The sequence below is a fragment of the Nitratidesulfovibrio vulgaris str. Hildenborough genome, assembly GCF_000195755.1.
GTDB classification, from domain to species: Bacteria; Desulfobacterota; Desulfovibrionia; order Desulfovibrionales; family Desulfovibrionaceae; genus Nitratidesulfovibrio; species Nitratidesulfovibrio vulgaris.
In genome coordinates, this window is record NC_002937.3 from 778,662 (window position 1) to 796,305 (window position 17,644).

Here is a 17,644-nt window from a genome sequence, read left to right on the forward strand (position 1 = left end):
CCGGAGGGGTTTTGGCGTAAGGTGGCGGACAGGAATGGCGAGGTCGCGCGACCTGCCCGCTCTTCATCAATCGAAGGAGCCTACCAAGCGGAGAAGACCATGACCGGACGCATACGTGAAGGCGGCCTCGCTGTGGCCGAACCCCTGCACCGTTGTATCGAACGCGAGATTCTGCCGGGCACCGGCATCTCCCCCTCCATCTTCTGGGCGGGGCTGGAAGAGCTTGTCGGCACCCTCGGCCCCCGTAACCGCGAATTGCTGGCCCGACGGGACAACATGCAGGCGGCGATAGACGCATGGCACAAGGAGCATCAGGGGCGGCCGCACGATGCCGCAGCCTACAGGCGTTTTCTCGAAGACATCCGTTATCTGCTTCCCGCACCGCAGGACCTCGCGGTTGAAACGCAGGGGGTCGACCCCGAAGTGGCGACCATCGCCGGGCCGCAACTTGTCGTGCCCGTGACCAACCCCCGCTATGCCCTCAATGCCGTCAACGCCCGCTGGGGCAGCCTCTACGACGCCCTGTACGGCAGCGACGTGATTGCCGACAGCGACGGGGCTGCACGTGGCGCTGCCTACAATCCCCTGCGGGGCGCGAAGGTGGTGGCGTATGCCGCCGCGTTCCTCGACAGGACATTCCCGTTGGCCGGGGCGAGGCATGCCGACGTGGTGCGCTACGAGTTGACCGGGCCACCGGTGGGTCGCAAGCTGTCGGCCCTCTGTGCCGACGGTACGGTGACGGGCCTGCTGCATCCTGATGCGTTCGCCGGCTATACGGGGGGAGAGCGCCCGACGACGGTGCTGCTGCGCAACAACGGGCTGCATGTCGAATTGCAGTTCGACCGCAGGCACCCGGTGGGGGCTGCCCACCCTGCGGGACTCAAGGATGTGGTGCTCGAGTCGGCGGTGACCACCATCCTCGATTGCGAGGATTCCGTGGCCACCGTCGATGCCGAAGACAAGGCCCTCGCCTATCGCAACCTGCTTGGACTGTTCCGGGGCGACCTTGAGACCTCGTTCGACAAGGGCGGGCGCAGCGTCTTCAGGCGTCTGGCAGCAGACAGGACGTACACCGCACCGGGCGGGGCAGCGTATGCCCTGCCGGGGCGCAGCCTGATGCTGGTGCGTAACGTGGGGCTGCTCATGACCACCGACGCCGTGCTCGACGCGGCAGGGCAGGAGATTCCTGAAGGCATCCTAGACGGGCTCGTCACCGCCTGCATCGGGCTGCACGACCTGCGCGGTGCGGGGCGTCATCGCAACAGCGGAGCCGGCAGCGTGTACATCGTCAAACCCAAGCTGCATGGCCCCGAAGAGGTGGCGTTCGTCTGCGAGCAGTTCAGACGCATCGAAGACATCCTCGGCATGGCGCGCAATACCCTCAAGATGGGGGTGATGGACGAGGAACGGCGAACCACGCTCAATCTTGCGGAGTGCATACGGGTGGCTTCGCAGCGTATCATCTTCATCAATACTGGCTTCCTCGACCGTACGGGCGACGAGATACACACCTGCATGGAGGCGGGGCCCGTCGTGCGCAAGAACGACATGAAGGCCCAGCGCTGGATGCTCGCCTATGAGGACTGGAACGTGGACACCGGGCTTGCCGCCGGTTTCGGCGGAAAGGCCCAGATAGGCAAGGGCATGTGGCCCAAGCCCGACAGGCTGGCGGAGATGGTCGCCACCAAGGGGGCGCACCCGCGTGCCGGGGCCAACTGCGCGTGGGTTCCCTCTCCAACGGCGGCGACGCTGCACGCCCTGCACTACCATGAGGTGGATGTCTTCGCGCGTCAGCGCGAACTTGCCGGATGTCACCGGGCGTCGCTGGACGACCTTTTGGCATTGCCGCTCATGGGTGAGGCGCGTCCCTCGCCCGCTGAAGTGCGCGAAGAACTGGAGAACAACGCCCAGAGCATCCTCGGCTACGTGGTACGGTGGGTCGAGATGGGGATAGGCTGCTCGAAAGTGCCCGATATCCATGACGTGGGTCTCATGGAAGACAGGGCCACCCTGCGTATCTCCAGCCAGCACATCGCCAACTGGTTGCGCCATGGCATCTGCACGGAGGACGAGGTGCGTGACGTCATGCTACGGATGGCGACCGTGGTCGACAGGCAGAACAAGGATGAACCGGGCTACCGGCCCATGTCTGCCGACCCCGGTTCCAGCGTGGCGTTCAGGGCGGCATGCGACCTCGTGTTCGAGGGGGCGCGCCAGCCCAACGGGTATACCGAACCCATCCTCCATGCCCGCAGGCGCGAGGTGAAGGCGCGTAGTCTCACCCGGTAGCGACGTGCGGAAGGCCTCAAGGCGTGATGCTGGCGGGGGGCTTCTCCTGTGAGGTCGCGCGTCCCCGTGTTGCATTCGCGCAGGCGCCAGCACGATGACAGCCGGTCTTCTGCCCGGTGTGCACCAAGATGCGGCGCATGTTCCATGAAGGGCGGACTCTCGTTCTGGCGAGAGTCCGCCTTCAGGTCGCTGATAAGGCAGGCAGACAGCGTGAAGCTGGAACTCGTGATCGTGGCTGCTGCAAGTGAATCTGCTCGTATCTCTTGTTCCGGCGTACAGGTGCAGGACATTGCGCAACCCCCGCACGGCGTTTTTCTTTCGTGCGCTGATGCGGGTACTCGCTGCATCGGAAGCGTGTCTTGTTGTCGCCAGTAGCCCTGTGATAGGCTGGCGTTCCTGATGTGGCGCATGTTCGTCTGTGTGCATCTCACATTGGAGCTGCCCAAGGGTGCGGCGAGCAAAATCTTCAGTGTTGCATCTTTTCGGGAATGTTCGTGCATGAATACGACACAGACGAGGTCTGTCACCGTTGACCGTGGTGCAGCTATGAGGCTATCTGGACTTCTCTGGTGGAGTTGCATGTCTCGCTGGATGGTTCCGTAATCTGGGGGCGCTATGACTGTTTTCCGAAACGTTGTCTTGAGCACGTTTTTCTTGGTCTTTTCATGTGCGTATGCCGATGCCGCCCGCTATGTGGGCACGGCAGCGTGCAAGGACTGCCATGAAGGCGAGTACGAGCGTTTCGTCAAGCATTCCAAGAAGGCCGGTTCGTGGCACAGTGTGGAACGCATGGCCTCCAAGCTGACGGCGGAGGAACTTGCCGGGTGTTATGCCTGCCATACGACAGGCTACGGCAAGGGCGGTTTCGTCAACCATGAGGCCACGCCGCACCTTGCCGATGTGGGATGTGAGTCCTGTCATGGGCCGGGGGGCGACCACGTGGCAAACGGCGATGCCGCATCCATCGGCAAGCCCGACATGAAGACCTGCGAAGGGTGCCATGATGCAAGCCGCGTCCGGTCGTTCGGCTACAAGCCCCTGTTGCATAGCGGGGCGCATTGATGTGACGGCCCGGGGGCTGGCGCGGTAGGCCGGGCGGCGTTGGACTTCCGGCGGCAAATGCCGTATGGGGTCTGATTCTCCACCCGCTGCGACCCCAGCGCGGGCCGCTCCGGGCGTTTCTGCGCCCGCATCACACACCTTCAGGAGGCGCGCCGCCGCATGGCGGCACACGAGGCTATGCCCAGGCAGGAACACATCCGCAATTTCAGTATCATCGCGCACATCGACCACGGCAAGTCCACACTTGCCGACCGTATCCTCGAAGTCACCGGTCTCGTCAGCGACCGTGAGAAGCGCGATCAGTACCTCGACCGTATGGACCTTGAACGTGAGCGCGGCATCACCATCAAGGCCCAGACAGTGCGCATTCCGTTCACTTCGAAGACGGGGCGCAAGTACATCCTCAATCTCATCGACACGCCCGGTCACGTCGACTTCAACTATGAAGTGTCGCGTTCCCTTGCTGCATGCGACGGTGCGTTGCTCGTCGTCGACGCGTCGCAGGGCGTAGAGGCCCAGACGCTGGCGAACGTCTACCTCGCCCTCGACCACGACCACGACATCATCCCCGTGCTCAACAAGATAGACCTGCCCAGTTCCGATGTGGACAGGGTGAAGGCCGAAATCGAGGAGAGCATAGGCCTCGACTGCACCGATGCCATCGCCGTCAGCGCCAAGACGGGCATGAACGTCGACAAGGTGCTGGAAGCCATCGTCGAGCGCCTTCCCGCGCCGGAGGGCAACCTCAATGCGCCGCTCAAGGCTCTCATCTTCGACTCGTGGTATGACTCGTATCAGGGCGTTGTGGTGCTCTTCCGCGTCATGGACGGTGTGCTGCGCAAGGGCGACCGCGTTCGCATGTTCGCCACCGAGAAGAGTTACGAGGTGATTCGCCTCGGCGTGTTCTCGCCTGACATCGTCGACGTGGCCGAACTCGGCGCGGGCGAGGTGGGCTTTCTGTGCGCCAACATCAAGGAACTGGGCGACGCGAAGGTGGGTGACACCATCACCCACACCGACAGGCCCGCTTCGGAGCCTGTGCCGGGCTTCAAAGAGGTACAGCCCATGGTCTTCTGCGGCCTGTACCCCACCGATGCCGCAGAGTATGAGCCGCTGAAGGCCTCGCTGGAGAAGCTGCAACTCAACGACGCCGCCTTCTCCTATGAGCCGGAGACGTCGCAGGCCCTCGGCTTCGGCTTCCGGTGCGGCTTCCTCGGTCTCTTGCACATGGAGATCATTCAGGAGCGGCTCGAGCGCGAGTTCCAGGTCGACCTCATCGCCACCGCCCCCTCGGTCATCTACAAGGTCGAGACCGTGGACGGCAAGACGCAGGATATCGACAACCCCTCCAAGCTGCCCGACCCCACGCGCATCACGTCGCTCTACGAGCCGTATGTCCGCATGGACATCCACGTACCCAACGAGTTCGTGGGCAACGTGCTCAAGCTGTGCGAAGAGAAGCGCGGCATCCAGAAGAACATGGGCTACATCGCGGCCAACCGCGTGGTGATAACCTATGAGTTGCCGTTCGCCGAGATCGTGTTCGACTTCTTCGACAGGCTGAAGTCGGGCACCAAGGGCTATGCCTCGATGGACTACGAGCCCGTCGACTACCGCGAGTCCAGTCTCGTCCGTCTCGACATCCTCATCAACGGAGAGGCGGTGGACGCCCTCGCGGTCATCGTGCACCGCGACAAGGCGTATCACTATGGCCGTGCGCTGGCCCTCAAGCTGAAACGCACCATCCCCCGTCAGCTTTTCGAGGTGGCCATCCAGGCGGCCATCGGGCAGAAGGTCATCGCCCGCGAGACCATCTCCGCCATGCGCAAGAACGTGACCGCCAAGTGCTACGGCGGCGACATCACGCGTAAGCGCAAGCTGCTCGAAAAGCAGAAGGAAGGGAAGCGCCGCATGAAGCGCATGGGTAACGTCGAACTGCCGCAGGAGGCATTCCTCGCGGCGTTGCAGGTGGGCGACGAATAACGCCCGCCACCGCCGCACGCAGAGTGCGGTTTCGGAGGCATCCTCAATGGCTCAGAAGAATCTGCTGCTGGAATACATCGAAGCGTTGCTTGTCGCCTTCGTCCTCGCCATGTTCATCCGTACCTTCGTGGTACAGGCGTACAAGATACCTTCGGGTTCCATGCTTGAGACGCTCCAGATAGGCGACCATCTGCTGGTGAACAAGTTCCTGTACGGCGTGAAGATACCCTTCACCCACGAGTACATGATCAAGGGCAAGGACCCCAAGCGCGGCGACATCATCGTCTTCGAATATCCCAACAATCCGTCCATCGACTACATCAAACGTATCGTGGGCGTTCCCGGCGATGTCATCGAGGTGCGCGACAAGCAGTTGTACCGCAACGGCGAGAAGGTCGAGGAGTCGTACATCCGTCACTCCGAAGGCGATGTGGTGCAGCCGGGCGTACGCGACAACTACGGCCCGGTGACGGTGCCCGAGGGCAAGTACTTCGCCATGGGCGACAACCGCGACGATTCGCAGGACTCGCGCTTCTGGGGATTCGTCGACCGTACCGCCATCCACGGCAGGGCATGGATCATCTACTGGTCGTGGGAAGGTCTCGGCAACGTGCGCTGGGAGCGTGTCGGCAACGTGCTGCACTAGCGGCGACAGTCAATATGCTGAAAAGGGAGGCGGTAACGCCTCCCTTTCTCATTGATGGAGTCCGATAGCATAAGGGGAACGGCTGGTGTTGCCGTATTGCGTATCTAGCCCCCTCGCCCGGAGGAGGGCGGTCTATGAAACCAATTGGGTATCTTCCCCTGCGTGCCATATCGCAGGTCAATTGCCACCATGGATGATGGTGTGATTGCGCGGTTGCCTCTCTTCACTCTCAAAGGGCGACCATCGTCGAAGAAATGTATGCCTCCCGGGTGCAGAGGACGCAACCCTTGCGCCACATGCACGGGGCAAGGAGCAACCGCCTTGTGTGGCGCGGGGTAGGACCCCATTCACGAAGCAGGCTCAGGGACAGGTCCCCTGAGCCTGTTGTCGCTACATGACGGTGCATTGACAGGCGGAGGTGTTTGGATCGCGTGACGCCGCGATTCTGGTCAGAGATATCCTAGATGACCGGGAACCAGGGTGGCCAACTGCGGCACGAAAACCACCAGCAACATGGCGATGGTCATGGCAAGCACGAACCAGAGCACCCATGGCACGGTCTCCTCTATGCCGATGTCCGCGATGCGGGTCGTGACCATGAGATTCAGCGCCAGGGGCGGCGTGAACTGGCCAATGGCCAGACACATGGTCATGATCACGCCGAACCACACGGCGTTCCAGCCGAAATGGGTCATCACCGGCAGCAGAATCGGTATGAAGATGAACAGGATGGACACGCCGTCAAGGAACATTCCGGCGATGATCAGCACCAGAACCACGGCCAGAAGCGTCATCGTCTCGCTGGTCGAGATGCCGATGAGCGCATTGCCCATGGCCTCGAAGGCGCCCAGCGTGCTGCCTGCCCACGCGAAGACCGAGGACAGCGCGATGATCATCATCACCACGGCCGAAACTTCTGCCGACTCCACAAGCAGTTCGTAGATGCCACGCAGGGTCAGCGTGCGGTACACGAAGAAGCCCACGAACAGCCCGTAGAACACGGCGGCCACGGCGGCCTCGGTCGGCGTGAAGTAGCCGGACCGGATGCCGCCGAGGATGATGACTGGCGCGAGAAGCCCCCAGATGGCTTCCTTGAAGGCGATGAGGATGCTTCCGCAGGACGCGTCGTCGCCAACGAGGCCGAAGCCGTGCCGCACGGACAGGGCCCACGCCGGGATGATGAGAGCTATGCCCGCCAGAAAGCCCGGGATGAGGCCCGCCGCGAACAGGGCCGGTACGGACGCCTGCGGCACGAGCACGCTGTAGAGGATGAAGGCGATTGACGGCGGGATGAGGATGGCCGTCGACCCCGCGGCGGCGATGAGGCCAGCGGAGAATGCCTTGGGGTATCCCGCGGCCGCCATCCCCGGTATCATGACCATGGCCACGGCCGCAGCGTCGGCGGGTCCGGAGCCGGAAATGCCGCCCAGAACCATGCAGACCATGATGGACGCGATGGCCAGACCCCCGCGCAGCGGACCCACGAGAGCGACGGTGAAATTGACGAGCCGCAGGGCCACGCCGGATCGCTCGAACACCATGCCAGCGAAGATGAACATCGGAATGGCCAGCAGGGGATACTTGGCCACGCCCGTGTATACGCTGATGGGCACGGACAGCAGGCCGAGCTTGGCTGCGGCGATGGCCACCGTGGCGGATAGACCCATGGCCGTGGCCAGAGGCACGCCGATGAACATCATGACTGCGAACAGTCCGAAAAGGAGGATGGTCATGCCTTGCCCCTGCGCTGGAAAAGCATCAGGACAAGGCGCAGCACGATGACGGCGGCGGCCAGCGGAAGCCAGCCGCTGTACCACCATTGCGGCACGCCGAGGGCCGGAGATGTCACTTCGAAGGAGTAGTCGTCCCAGGCGACCAGGGCCGCGAGCCACGTCAGCATGCCGAACATGGCGACGTTGCACATCCATGCCAGAGCGTTGCAGACCTTGCGGCCTGTGTCGGGAAGGGAGTTCACGAACAGCGTGATGCGCACGTGGCGGCCTTCGGCAAAGGCGGACACGGCACCGACCAGAGTCAGGACCATGAGCAGAAAGACCGAGACCTCTTCGGTCATGGCGAATGAGACGTTGGTGCAGTAGCGCATGACGACGTTGGCACCCGTGATGAGCGTCAGCGCGGCCATGACCAGCGCGGCCAGCGCACGCTCGATGCGGGCGGGCTGTTTCTTGGTGGGTTCCATGGAAGTTCCTTGGCGTCGGCGAGAGACGGCGGGACGACCCGCCGTCACGGAAGCGGCCCGCCGCCGGGGCGGGCCGCGGGATTCCTAACGGGATGCGGCGATGGCGTCCTCGGCCTTCTTCACCAGATCTTTTCCGACCACTTCCGCCCATTTGTCGAAGACGGGGCGGGTGGCTTTCTGAAACGGCTTGCGCTGCTCGTCCGTAAGGCGGGTGACGGTCACGCCGTTCTTTTCAATCTCCTTGAGCAGGGAGTCGTCCTCAGGGGTGATGCCCTTGCGCGCGTCGATCAGGTTCTCGGCAGCCGTTTGCTTGGCCGCTTCAGCCACGATGGCCCGGTCGGCCTCGCTCCATTCTTCCCATACCTTCTTGCTGACCACATAGAACAGCGGGTCGGCCATGTAGCCCCAAAGGGTCAGGTACTTCTGCTCGACGGTGTGCAGCTTGGCGGCATTGAACACGGACAGGGGGTTCTCCTGACCGTCGACGGCCTTGGTAGCCAGGGCCGGTTGTGCGTCGGCCCAGCTCATCTGGGTCGGGTTGGCGCCCAGTGCGGTGAAACCGTCGATGAAGATGGGAGAGCCGACAACGCGGATCTTGAGACCCTTCAGGTCAGCCGGGGACGTGACGTTCACCTTGGAGTTGGAAAGTTCGCGGAAGCCGTTTTCGCCAATGGCCAGCGGTACCACTCCCTGCTTGTCGAGGATGGCGAAGATGTCAGCGGCCACGGGGCCTGTGGTCAGGGCGTCAAAGGCCTTCTCGTCGGGCATGAGGAAGGGCAGGGAGAACAGGTTGAGCTGCTTGACCTGAGGCGACCAGTTGATGGACGAGCCAACGGCCATGTCTATCACTCCCTGGCGGATGGCGGTGAACTCCTTGGTCTGGTCGCCGCCGACAAGACTTGTGCCGGGATATACCTTGATGTTGATCCGGCCTTCGGTATTTTCGCGGACCAGATTGGCCCAGCGCTCGGCCGCGCGGCCCCACGGAAAGGCTGGTCCGAGAACCGTGGAAAGGCGATATTCCGGTTTGTACTCAGCAGCGTTCACCGTGAGCGAGGTGAACACCAGACACAACGCGAGCAGGACAACGAATCTCTTCATGCGCAATTCCCCTATGATGCTGTCGTTGATTTGCAAAAGCCCCCATGTTCACCAGACATCGGCTCTTGTACGGCCGGATGCCGCGATGCTCCGTCCTGCATCTGCTGTCCTGTTGGAAAGCGCACACAGTGCCACATGGCACATAGAGAAGGCTTCACGCCATTGTAATGGCGCTCCACCGGCAATCGTTACCTGACGGTAGGTTCGTCAGGTGAAAAGGATGACGTCAAGTCATGGTAAAGCGGTACGCGATGGTCGTGGTGGGCTCTTCAGAAAGAAGAAATACCATATCAAATGTGGGGCATACCACCGAACCGCAACTTCTGGGGGAATCTTTCATGCTCAGGAAGAACCCTATCGTATCGGCATCTGAACTTAAAGCGCTTCTTGACGGCGATGAGGATGTTTTTAGGGGAATCGTCCCCGGTGGCGTCCCGCAATACTGGAAGCCGTGTTGGAAACAGCGCTTGGCGCAGCCAGGAGTGAGCGCATAGAAGGCCACCCGGCCTGTCGCAGTGGCTTGGATGGGCGCGCCCCTATCACCTCGTCGACAATCAAGAACCTCTCGAGTCCCGCAGGGCCGCTTGGGGTGTCTCTTCACCCAAGTCTCTGCACACTGCCGGAAAATAGCTGCATACGGGCTGTCGCGCATCGTGGGGACATGATGCGCGACATTGTCGTGTAGTTGCTCTTGGTGCCATTTGGTGGTGGGCACAACGCCTTGTGCATGGATTCTGAAGAGCGACCCGTGAAAGGGACCTCTACCCGGCCCGTTTGTGACAGGGGTACCCCGGAAGGCCCGGAATAGCCTTGTCTCGTTACAGTATAGTATTCCGCTGGTATTGCTGTTTTCACTGCCGCGGACGTGCACCGTTCCCGTCGCGTTGCGGGTGCGGGCACTTTGCTATATCGAAAGACGTTTCCGATACTGTTTGGTTAACGTCGACGGGGGGATGTGACGCATCCTCCGGCAGGGGGCGTGATGATAGCTAGAGTGGCTTGCGCAGCCCTTCAGGGGGTGGACGCCACACGGGTAGACCTTGAGGTGGACTTCGCACGGCAGGGGATGCCAGCCTTCACGCTGGTCGGTCTTGCAGAGGGGGCCGTGCGCGAGGCGCGTGAACGCGTCATGGCGGCATTGCGTGCCGTCGGGCTGCGGTTGCCGCCAGCGCGCATCACCGTCAATCTCGCCCCGGCAGACCGGCGCAAGGGCGGCAGCGGCTACGACCTGCCGCTGGCGGTGGCCCTTCTGGAGGCTGCGGGCATCATCCCCGAGGGAAGCACCCGCGGGTGGTTCTTCGCCGGTGAACTTTCGCTGGCTGGCGAGTTGAAGCCCGTGCCCGGCATCCTTCCCGTTGCCATCCTCGCCCGCGACGAGGCGGCGCGCGCGGCGGCAGGGCAGCCCCCGAAGGCGCATCCCGAGGGCGTATCTTCCTGCGCCCGACAGACAGACGCACAGCCCGCTGGCGTCCGGCCCGCCGACACCCGGTCGGCAACTGCCGGGCATGACGGAACCATCCGCGGTATCATCGTGCCCAAGGTCAATGCCGCCGAGGCCGCCGTCGTGGATGGCATCGCCGCGTATGGCGCGTCGACGCTTGGCGAGGTCGTGGCGTTTCTTGCCGGTGAAGGCGACCTTGTCCGGGCCGTGCCACCCGGCATGGCACAGGGCGCAGGCGGAGTGCATCTCTATGATTTCGCAGAGGTGAAGGGGCAGGAGCACGCCAAGCGGGCCATCGAGATTGCGGCGGCGGGGGCGCACAATCTGCTCTTCATCGGCCCGCCCGGCAGCGGCAAGACGATGCTGGCGCAGCGCATACCCTCCGTGCTGCCCCCTCTCACCCCGGCAGACGCCCTTGAAGTGACCAAGGTCTATAGCGTGGCGGGGTTGCTCGACGCGGGGCAGGGGCTGGTGTCGCAACGTCCCTTCAGGGCGCCGCACCATACCGTGTCGGAGGTCGGCCTCGCGGGCGGTGGCGCGTATCCGCGTCCGGGCGAGGTGTCGCTGGCGCACCGGGGGGTGCTGTTCCTCGACGAGTTGCCGGAGTTTCGCAAGACCGCACTGGAAGTGCTGCGGCAGCCGCTGGAGGATGGTGTCGTGACCATCTCGCGTGCCATGCAGACACTCACCTATCCTGCGGACTGCATGCTGGTGGCGGCCATGAACCCGTGCCCGTGCGGCTATGCCACCGACGCAACCCATGCCTGCACATGCTCCACCATGCAGGTGCAACGCTACCGCGCCCGTCTTTCCGGGCCGTTGCTCGACCGCATCGACCTGCATGTGGAGGTGCCAGCCGTGCCGTGGGAGGACTTGAGAAGTGTCAAGGGCGGCACATCTTCGGCTGAGATGCGCGAACGTATCATGGCGGCGCGTGCGGTACAGACGGCACGTTTCGCCGGAACGCACTGCCGCACCAATGCCGACCTCGGGGGCGCACTCCTTGAGGAGCATTGCCGACTGGGTACGCCCGAGCATACCTTTCTGGGCAAGGCCGTGCATTCGCTCGCCCTTTCGGCCCGCGCCTATACCCGCATCCTGCGCATAGCCCGCACCATCGCCGACCTTGACGGGAGCGAACCCCTGCAGGTGCGCCATCTCGCGGAGGCCATCAACTGCCGCGTACTGGACAGGGAGCGCATGTAGCGGGCACCTGTGACGACTCCCCGGCTTGCCCGTGCCGTTCTCTTGGCGTAGTCATCGGAAATCCGACATGATGGAGATATGGAATGCAGCTTTCACGCATGGCGCACAGCACCTTGCGCCCTTTGGTCTTTGGCTCCGACATCGAGGGGTTCCGCACCCGTTGCGGGGGGCCGTTGACAGGCACCTATCATTGCCCCGTCATCGGCGGGACACGGGCCGTCTTCGACCCTGCCACGGCCGAGTTGGTGGATGGCGACGGTGTACAGGTTGAAGCGCCCCACCTCGTGGACGAGTTGACCGGAGTCTGGGCCGCGTTGCTGGCGGGACTGGCAACGCAGGGGGGCGTCCCACCGCACGGAGCGGACTCCGTGCCGGACTCGACGACGGGCGCGACGCCGAGTCAGCCGTCGGGCATCGAAGGTGTCATCGTGCGCGCTGCGCAAGGGGCTTGCCATTTCCGTATCATCGACGTGCGACACTCCTCCCTGCCGTTGTGGCGTCAGATCAATCTGCTGGCCGACCTTTTCTGCGTCCATGAGAAGACGTTCCCGCATGTGCGCCACCTGCCGCACGAACCCACATCGGCACTGGGAAGCGAGGGGCAGTACCGCCGCTGGCTGAAGACGTGGAAACGCCCCGGCGTGGTGGGCGTCTTGCTGAAGCGGGCAGAGTATCAGCCCGGTGCACCCGGCAGTGAAGCCGATGCCTGTCTCGTCCGGCCCTGAGGCTGGCTATGAGGCTGGCCCTGAGGGCATCATCGGCACGCACAGGGTATGGCGGATGAAGCCGGTGCAGCCCGGTGCCTCTTCCTCTTTCTCACCGCGTGCAGGGGCAGGTGTGCTTCACCTGGCGGTCGTGAGAACACGGCCAGAGGGTGCGACGATATCATGGCGCTACAACTTGTTTTTTCGCAAAATGTCGTCGGGCGGCCAGTGAAAACGGAATGTCCACAGGGTCTTTTGACAATAATGTGTCTTTAGGCTAGGTTGGGTGCAGGGGGTTGGAAAGTCGACCCCACGACCACCGTCACGGCGAGGAAACGTATAGGGTAGAACAGTGTAGCGCGTGGGGCATGGCCCCGGGAGGTTCGTATGAAGGGTGTCGTCAGGTTGCTGGCGGTCTGCATGGTCACGTCGCTGCTCATGGCTGCGACGGCGTTCGCCGCCGGGCCGGTGCGTGTGGGGCTCATGTGTCCGCTGACCGGCAAATGGGCCAGTGAAGGGCAGGACATGCGCAACATTGTCGAACTGCTGGCTGAAGAGGTGAACAAGGCCGGGGGCATCAACGGCAACAAGGTCGAACTGATCGTCGAGGACGACGGTGGCGACCCGCGCACTGCAGCACTCGCCGCACAGAAGCTTTCCACCTCCGGTGTTACCGCCGTCATCGGCACCTATGGCTCGGCTGTGACCGAAGCCTCCCAGAACATCTACGACGAGGCGGGCATCGCCCAGATAGCCACCGGGTCGACCAACGTGCGCCTTACCGAAAAGGGCCTCAAGCTCTTCCTGCGCACCTGCCCGCGTGACGACGAACAGGGTCGCGTCGCCGCCAAGGTCATCAAGAACAAGGGCTACAAGGCCGTTGCCCTGCTGCATGACAACTCGTCCTACGCCAAGGGCCTCGCCGACGAGACCAAGGCTCTGCTCGACAAGGACGGCACCAAGATCGTGTTCTACGATGCCCTCACCCCCGGTGAGCGCGACTACACCGCCATCCTGACCAAGCTCAAGGCCGCCAACCCCGACATCATCTTCTTCACGGGCTACTACCCCGAAGTGGGCATGCTGCTGCGTCAGAAGATGGAGATGAAGTGGAACGTGCCCATGATGGGTGGCGACGCCGCCAACAACCTCGACCTGGTCAAGATTGCGGGCAAGGCCGCCGCCAAGGGCTACTTCTTCCTCAGCCCGCCCGTGCCGCAGGACTTCGACACCGCCGAAGCCAAGGCCTTCCTCGCCGCATACAAGGCCAAGCACAACGCCCTGCCCAACTCGGTGTGGTCTGTGCTTGCCGGTGACGCCTTCAAGGTCATCGTCGAAGCCGTGCAGAAGGGCGGCAAGGCCGACGGCGCCGGCATCGCCACGTACCTGAAGACCCAGCTCAAGAACTACCCCGGTCTTTCGGGGCAGATATCCTTCAACGAAAAGGGCGACCGCGTAGGCGACCTGTACCGCGTGTACGACGTCAACGCCGAAGGCGAATTCGTCCTGCAGCGTTAGCCTCAACGACCACACGGGGCGGCCTTGGGCCGCCCCTTTCGCGCGTGGCGCTTCCGGGCATCACGGTAGAGGGACACATGGAAGAATTCCTGCAACAGTTGACCAACGGCCTCGCGGTGGGGGGCATCTACGCCCTCATCGCCCTCGGGTACACCATGGTGTACGGCGTGCTCAAACTCATCAACTTCGCGCATGGCGACCTGTTCACCATCGGAGCCTATCTCGGGTTCACGGTGTTCGCCGCGCTGGGGCTTTCGGGGCATGTCTCCGGGGCGGTGGCCGTATTGCTGGTCACGACCATGGTCATGGGGCTTGTGGCACTCATCGGCTATCTGCTTGAACGTGTGGCCTACCGGCCATTGCGCTCGTCAAGCCGCCTCTCTGCCGTGGTCTCTGCGCTTGGTGCCTCCATCTTCTTCCAGAACGCCGTGATGCTCATCTACGGTGCCAAGTTCCAAGTCTACCCCAACGACATCAGGCCCACCATGGCCGTGAGCTTCTTCGGCATGGACATCCCTCTGGTGCGCATCATGATGTTCGGTGCTTCTGTGGCGCTCATGCTGCTTCTGCATTTCTTCATCCACCGCACCCGCACGGGCACTGCCATCCGCGCCGTGGCCATCGACCAGGGCGCGGCCAAGCTCATGGGCATCGACGTGAACCGGGTCATCGCGCTGGTGTTCATGATCGGCCCTGCACTGGGTGGCGCCGCAGGCGTCATGGTAGGCCTCTACTATGGGCAGATAGACTTCACCATGGGGTGGGTGTACGGCCTCAAGGCCTTCACCGCCGCCATCCTCGGTGGCATCGGCAACATCCCCGGTGCCATGGTGGGCGGTCTTCTGCTGGGCGTCATCGAGGCCCTCGGTGCGGCATACATCTCCATCGCGTGGAAAGACGCCATCGCCTTCCTCGTCCTCATCCTCATCCTGATCATCAGGCCCACGGGCCTTCTCGGCGAAAGGGTGGCCGACAAGATATGATATCGCGCAAGGCAAGCTACGCGGGGCTTGCGGTGCTCATCGCCGTGCTGCCCCTCTTTCTCGACCCCTACTGGACGGACGTGTGCGTGAGCATCGGCCTGTATGCCGTCCTCGCGCTGTCGCTGAACCTCATCCTCGGGCAGGCGGGCCTGTTCCACATGGGCCATGCCGCCTTCTATGCGGTGGGTGCCTATACGGCGGCCATCCTCAACACCGTCTACCATGTGCCCGTCCTGTGGACGATGCCTGTCGCCGGTCTGCTGGCGGCCCTCTTCGCACTGGTGGTGGCGCGGCCCATCATCCACCTGCGGGGTGACTATCTGCTCATCGTCACCATCGGCATCGTGGAGATAGTGCGCATCGCGCTCATCAACAACGTCTTCGGCATCACGGGCGGGGCCAACGGCATCTTCGGCATCTCGCGTCCCATGCTCTTCGGCTACAAGATATCCAAGCCCATCCAGTTCTATTATCTGATATGGACATGGGTCGCGATCAGCATCCTGCTCTTCAGGCGTCTTGAGTGCTCCCGCTTCGGCCGGGCGCTCAACTACATCAAGGAGGACGATGTGGCTGCCGAGGGCAGCGGGGTCGACACCGCCTACTACAAGCTTGCGGCCTTCGTTCTGGGGGCACTGTGGGCGGGCATGACGGGTACGTTCTATGCCGCCAAGATGACCATCATCTCGCCGGAGTCCTTCTCGTTCTGGGAGTCGGTGGTGCTGTTCGCCATCGTCATCCTGGGCGGCGGGAGCAACCGTGGCGTGCTGCTGGGAGCCTTTCTGCTCATAGGCCTGCCTGAACTGTTCCGCGACTTCGCCAGTGCCCGGATGCTCATCTTCGGCCTTGCCATGGTCGTGATGATGATCTTCAGACCGCAAGGCATGTTGCCGCCCCTGCCGCGCAAGTACCGCATCGACAACCTGCTGCGTACGAAGGAGGCCGCATGAGCCTTCTCAGCCTGCGCAACCTGACCAAGACCTTTGGTGGTCTTGTGGCGGTCAACAGCGTCTCGTTCGACGTGGACGAGGGTTCCATCGTCGGTCTCATCGGCCCCAACGGGGCGGGCAAGACCACGGTGTTCAACCTCATCACCGGCAACTACAAGCCCGACTCGGGTGACATCTTCTTCGACGGCAGGGCCATCAAGGGGCTGCTCACGCACCGCATCGTGCAGATGGGCATCGCCCGCACCTTCCAGACCATACGGCTGTTCCAGAACATGTCGGTCATGGAGAACGTGCTGGCTGGCTGCCACTGCCGTATGACGGCAGGGGTGTTCTCGGCCATGCTGGGCACGGCGGGGCACCGGCGCGAAGAGAAACGGGCCATCGAGAGGGCCGTGCGCGAACTCGAGTTCGTGGGTCTCGCCGACCAGCACGACAACCTCGCCAAGAACCTCTCGTACGGGAACCAGCGGTTGCTCGAGATTGCGCGTGCCCTCGCCACCGACCCCCGGTTCATCATCCTCGACGAACCCGCGGGAGGCATGAACGACCAGGAGACGGCTGCCCTCATCGGCACCATACGCGCCATCCGCGACAGGGGCATATCCGTGCTGCTCATCGAGCACGACATGAGTCTGGTGATGAAGGTGTGCGAGAAGCTGGTGGTGCTCGAGTATGGCGCACTCATCGCCGAAGGTACGCCATCGGTCATCAAGCGCGACCCGCGTGTCATCGAAGCCTACCTCGGGGCCGATTCCGACATCTGATCCCGGAGATACAATGTTTCTCGAACTACGCAATCTGCATGTGAAATACGGCAATGTCGAAGCGCTGCACGGCATCGACATCCGGGTTGATGAAGGCGAAATCGTCACCATCCTCGGTGCCAACGGGGCGGGCAAGACCACCACGCTCATGAGCATAAGCGGTCTCGTGAAGCCGTCGGAAGGCGGGGTGTTCTTCAGGGACGAGCCGTTGCACAAGCTGCACAGCCATGAGGTCGTGGCACGTGGCATCACCCAGTCTCCCGAGGGGCGGCGGGTGTTCGGTACGCTTTCCGTGCTGGAGAACCTGTATCTTGGCGCGTTCACGTGCCGCGACAAGGCGCGGGTGGAGCGCACGCTGGGATGGATTTTCGAGCTCTTTCCCCGTCTTGAGGAACGCCGTGGGCAGCTGGCTGGCACGCTTTCCGGCGGTGAGCAGCAGATGCTCGCCATCGGTCGGGCGCTCATGGGCGACCCCAAGGTGCTGTTGCTCGACGAACCGTCGCTCGGCCTTGCCCCCATCCTCGTCAAGTCCATCTTCGACACGGTGCGCACCATCAATCAGTCAGGCGTCACCGTGGTGCTGGTGGAACAGAACGCCCGTGCCGCCCTCAAGCTGGCCACACGTGGTTACGTGATGGAGGTGGGCCGGGTGGTGATGGAAGACTCTGCCGCCTCGTTGCTTGCCAATCCCGAGGTGCAGGCGGCCTATCTGGGCGGTGGCGGCGAGTAGTACCTTGCCTTCGCCCCATTGTGTCTACAAGGAATGACGAAGCCCCCTCCAAGGGGGCTTCGTCGTT

Annotated in this window: 14 protein-coding genes; 11 read left to right on the plus strand and 3 right to left on the minus strand. The window is 63.0% G+C overall.

Annotated elements, in window-relative coordinates; genetic code table 11:
- The first annotated feature begins 99 nt into the window (after positions 1-99).
- The 4 genes from DVU_RS03330 (at position 100) to lepB (ending at position 5,980) form a co-directional block, all read left to right on the plus strand.
- Entirely contained in the window at positions 100-2,289 is a 2,190-nt protein-coding gene (locus DVU_RS03330; protein ID WP_010938002.1) for a malate synthase G, read from the plus strand.
- Between the two features lie 615 nt (positions 2,290-2,904).
- Complete coding sequence (locus DVU_RS03335; protein ID WP_010938003.1) at positions 2,905-3,351, plus strand: cytochrome c family protein; 447 nt, start codon at positions 2,905-2,907, stop codon at positions 3,349-3,351.
- A 177-nt stretch (positions 3,352-3,528) separates the two neighbouring features.
- A complete protein-coding gene (lepA, locus tag DVU_RS03340) occupies positions 3,529-5,334 on the plus strand; it encodes a translation elongation factor 4 (protein ID WP_010938004.1) in 1,806 nt (601 codons plus the stop codon).
- A 46-nt stretch (positions 5,335-5,380) separates the two neighbouring features.
- Entirely contained in the window at positions 5,381-5,980 is a 600-nt protein-coding gene (gene lepB, locus DVU_RS03345) for a signal peptidase I (protein ID WP_010938005.1), read from the plus strand.
- A 449-nt stretch (positions 5,981-6,429) separates the two neighbouring features.
- On the opposite strand, the gene DVU_RS03350 is transcribed toward lepB, so the two are convergent.
- From DVU_RS03350 to DVU_RS03360, 3 genes are all read right to left on the minus strand, one after another.
- On the minus strand, positions 6,430-7,713 hold the full coding sequence (locus DVU_RS03350; protein ID WP_010938006.1) for a TRAP transporter large permease: 1,284 nt from the start codon (positions 7,711-7,713) through the stop codon (positions 6,430-6,432).
- A complete protein-coding gene (locus DVU_RS03355) occupies positions 7,710-8,180 on the minus strand; it encodes a TRAP transporter small permease (protein WP_010938007.1) in 471 nt (156 codons plus the stop codon). Before DVU_RS03355 ends, DVU_RS03350 begins: the two co-directional genes overlap by 4 nt.
- Positions 8,181-8,264: 84 nt before the next feature.
- Entirely contained in the window at positions 8,265-9,317 is a 1,053-nt protein-coding gene (locus DVU_RS03360) for a DctP family TRAP transporter solute-binding subunit (RefSeq protein WP_223295137.1), read from the minus strand.
- 946 nt (positions 9,318-10,263) lie between these two features.
- Here DVU_RS03360 and DVU_RS03365 point away from each other — a divergent pair.
- The 7 genes from DVU_RS03365 (at position 10,264) to DVU_RS03395 (ending at position 17,577) form a co-directional block, all read left to right on the plus strand.
- Entirely contained in the window at positions 10,264-11,928 is a 1,665-nt protein-coding gene (locus tag DVU_RS03365) for a YifB family Mg chelatase-like AAA ATPase (protein ID WP_010938011.1), read from the plus strand.
- 83 nt (positions 11,929-12,011) lie between these two features.
- Positions 12,012-12,653 (plus strand): hypothetical protein, encoded by a 642-nt coding sequence (locus tag DVU_RS03370; protein ID WP_010938012.1) that lies wholly within the window; start codon positions 12,012-12,014, stop codon positions 12,651-12,653.
- 366 nt (positions 12,654-13,019) lie between these two features.
- Positions 13,020-14,150 carry a branched-chain amino acid ABC transporter substrate-binding protein gene (locus tag DVU_RS03375; RefSeq protein WP_010938013.1) on the plus strand — a complete coding sequence of 377 codons (1,131 nt, stop codon included), beginning with the start codon at positions 13,020-13,022 and terminating at the stop codon, positions 14,148-14,150.
- 77 nt (positions 14,151-14,227) lie between these two features.
- Entirely contained in the window at positions 14,228-15,133 is a 906-nt protein-coding gene (locus DVU_RS03380; protein WP_010938014.1) for a branched-chain amino acid ABC transporter permease, read from the plus strand.
- Positions 15,130-16,083, plus strand: coding sequence for a branched-chain amino acid ABC transporter permease (locus DVU_RS03385; RefSeq protein WP_010938015.1), 954 nt, complete (start codon positions 15,130-15,132; stop codon positions 16,081-16,083). Before DVU_RS03380 ends, DVU_RS03385 begins: the two co-directional genes overlap by 4 nt.
- A complete protein-coding gene (locus DVU_RS03390; protein ID WP_010938016.1) occupies positions 16,080-16,847 on the plus strand; it encodes an ABC transporter ATP-binding protein in 768 nt (255 codons plus the stop codon). Before DVU_RS03385 ends, DVU_RS03390 begins: the two co-directional genes overlap by 4 nt.
- A 13-nt stretch (positions 16,848-16,860) precedes the next feature.
- Positions 16,861-17,577: an ABC transporter ATP-binding protein gene (locus DVU_RS03395; RefSeq protein WP_010938017.1), complete on the plus strand. Its 717-nt coding sequence runs from the start codon at positions 16,861-16,863 to the stop codon at positions 17,575-17,577.
- Positions 17,578-17,644: the final 67 nt, after the last annotated feature.

Excerpts from the sequence above, each read along its gene's own strand:
- DVU_RS03390 (WP_010938016.1), top strand. The coding sequence starts at position 16,080 with ATGAGCCTTCTCAGCCTGCGCAACCTGACCAAGACCTTTGGTGGTCTT.
- DVU_RS03380 (WP_010938014.1), top strand. The coding sequence starts at position 14,228 with ATGGAAGAATTCCTGCAACAGTTGACCAACGGCCTCGCGGTGGGGGGC.
- DVU_RS03335 (WP_010938003.1), top strand. The coding sequence starts at position 2,905 with ATGACTGTTTTCCGAAACGTTGTCTTGAGCACGTTTTTCTTGGTCTTT.
- lepB (WP_010938005.1), top strand. The coding sequence starts at position 5,381 with ATGGCTCAGAAGAATCTGCTGCTGGAATACATCGAAGCGTTGCTTGTC.
- DVU_RS03355 (WP_010938007.1), bottom strand. The coding sequence starts at position 8,180 with ATGGAACCCACCAAGAAACAGCCCGCCCGCATCGAGCGTGCGCTGGCC.
- DVU_RS03330 (WP_010938002.1), top strand. The coding sequence starts at position 100 with ATGACCGGACGCATACGTGAAGGCGGCCTCGCTGTGGCCGAACCCCTG.
- DVU_RS03350 (WP_010938006.1), bottom strand. The coding sequence starts at position 7,713 with ATGACCATCCTCCTTTTCGGACTGTTCGCAGTCATGATGTTCATCGGC.
- DVU_RS03375 (WP_010938013.1), top strand. The coding sequence starts at position 13,020 with ATGAAGGGTGTCGTCAGGTTGCTGGCGGTCTGCATGGTCACGTCGCTG.
- DVU_RS03370 (WP_010938012.1), top strand. The coding sequence starts at position 12,012 with ATGCAGCTTTCACGCATGGCGCACAGCACCTTGCGCCCTTTGGTCTTT.
- DVU_RS03385 (WP_010938015.1), top strand. The coding sequence starts at position 15,130 with ATGATATCGCGCAAGGCAAGCTACGCGGGGCTTGCGGTGCTCATCGCC.
- DVU_RS03395 (WP_010938017.1), top strand. The coding sequence starts at position 16,861 with ATGTTTCTCGAACTACGCAATCTGCATGTGAAATACGGCAATGTCGAA.
- DVU_RS03365 (WP_010938011.1), top strand. The coding sequence starts at position 10,264 with ATGATAGCTAGAGTGGCTTGCGCAGCCCTTCAGGGGGTGGACGCCACA.
- lepA (WP_010938004.1), top strand. The coding sequence starts at position 3,529 with ATGCCCAGGCAGGAACACATCCGCAATTTCAGTATCATCGCGCACATC.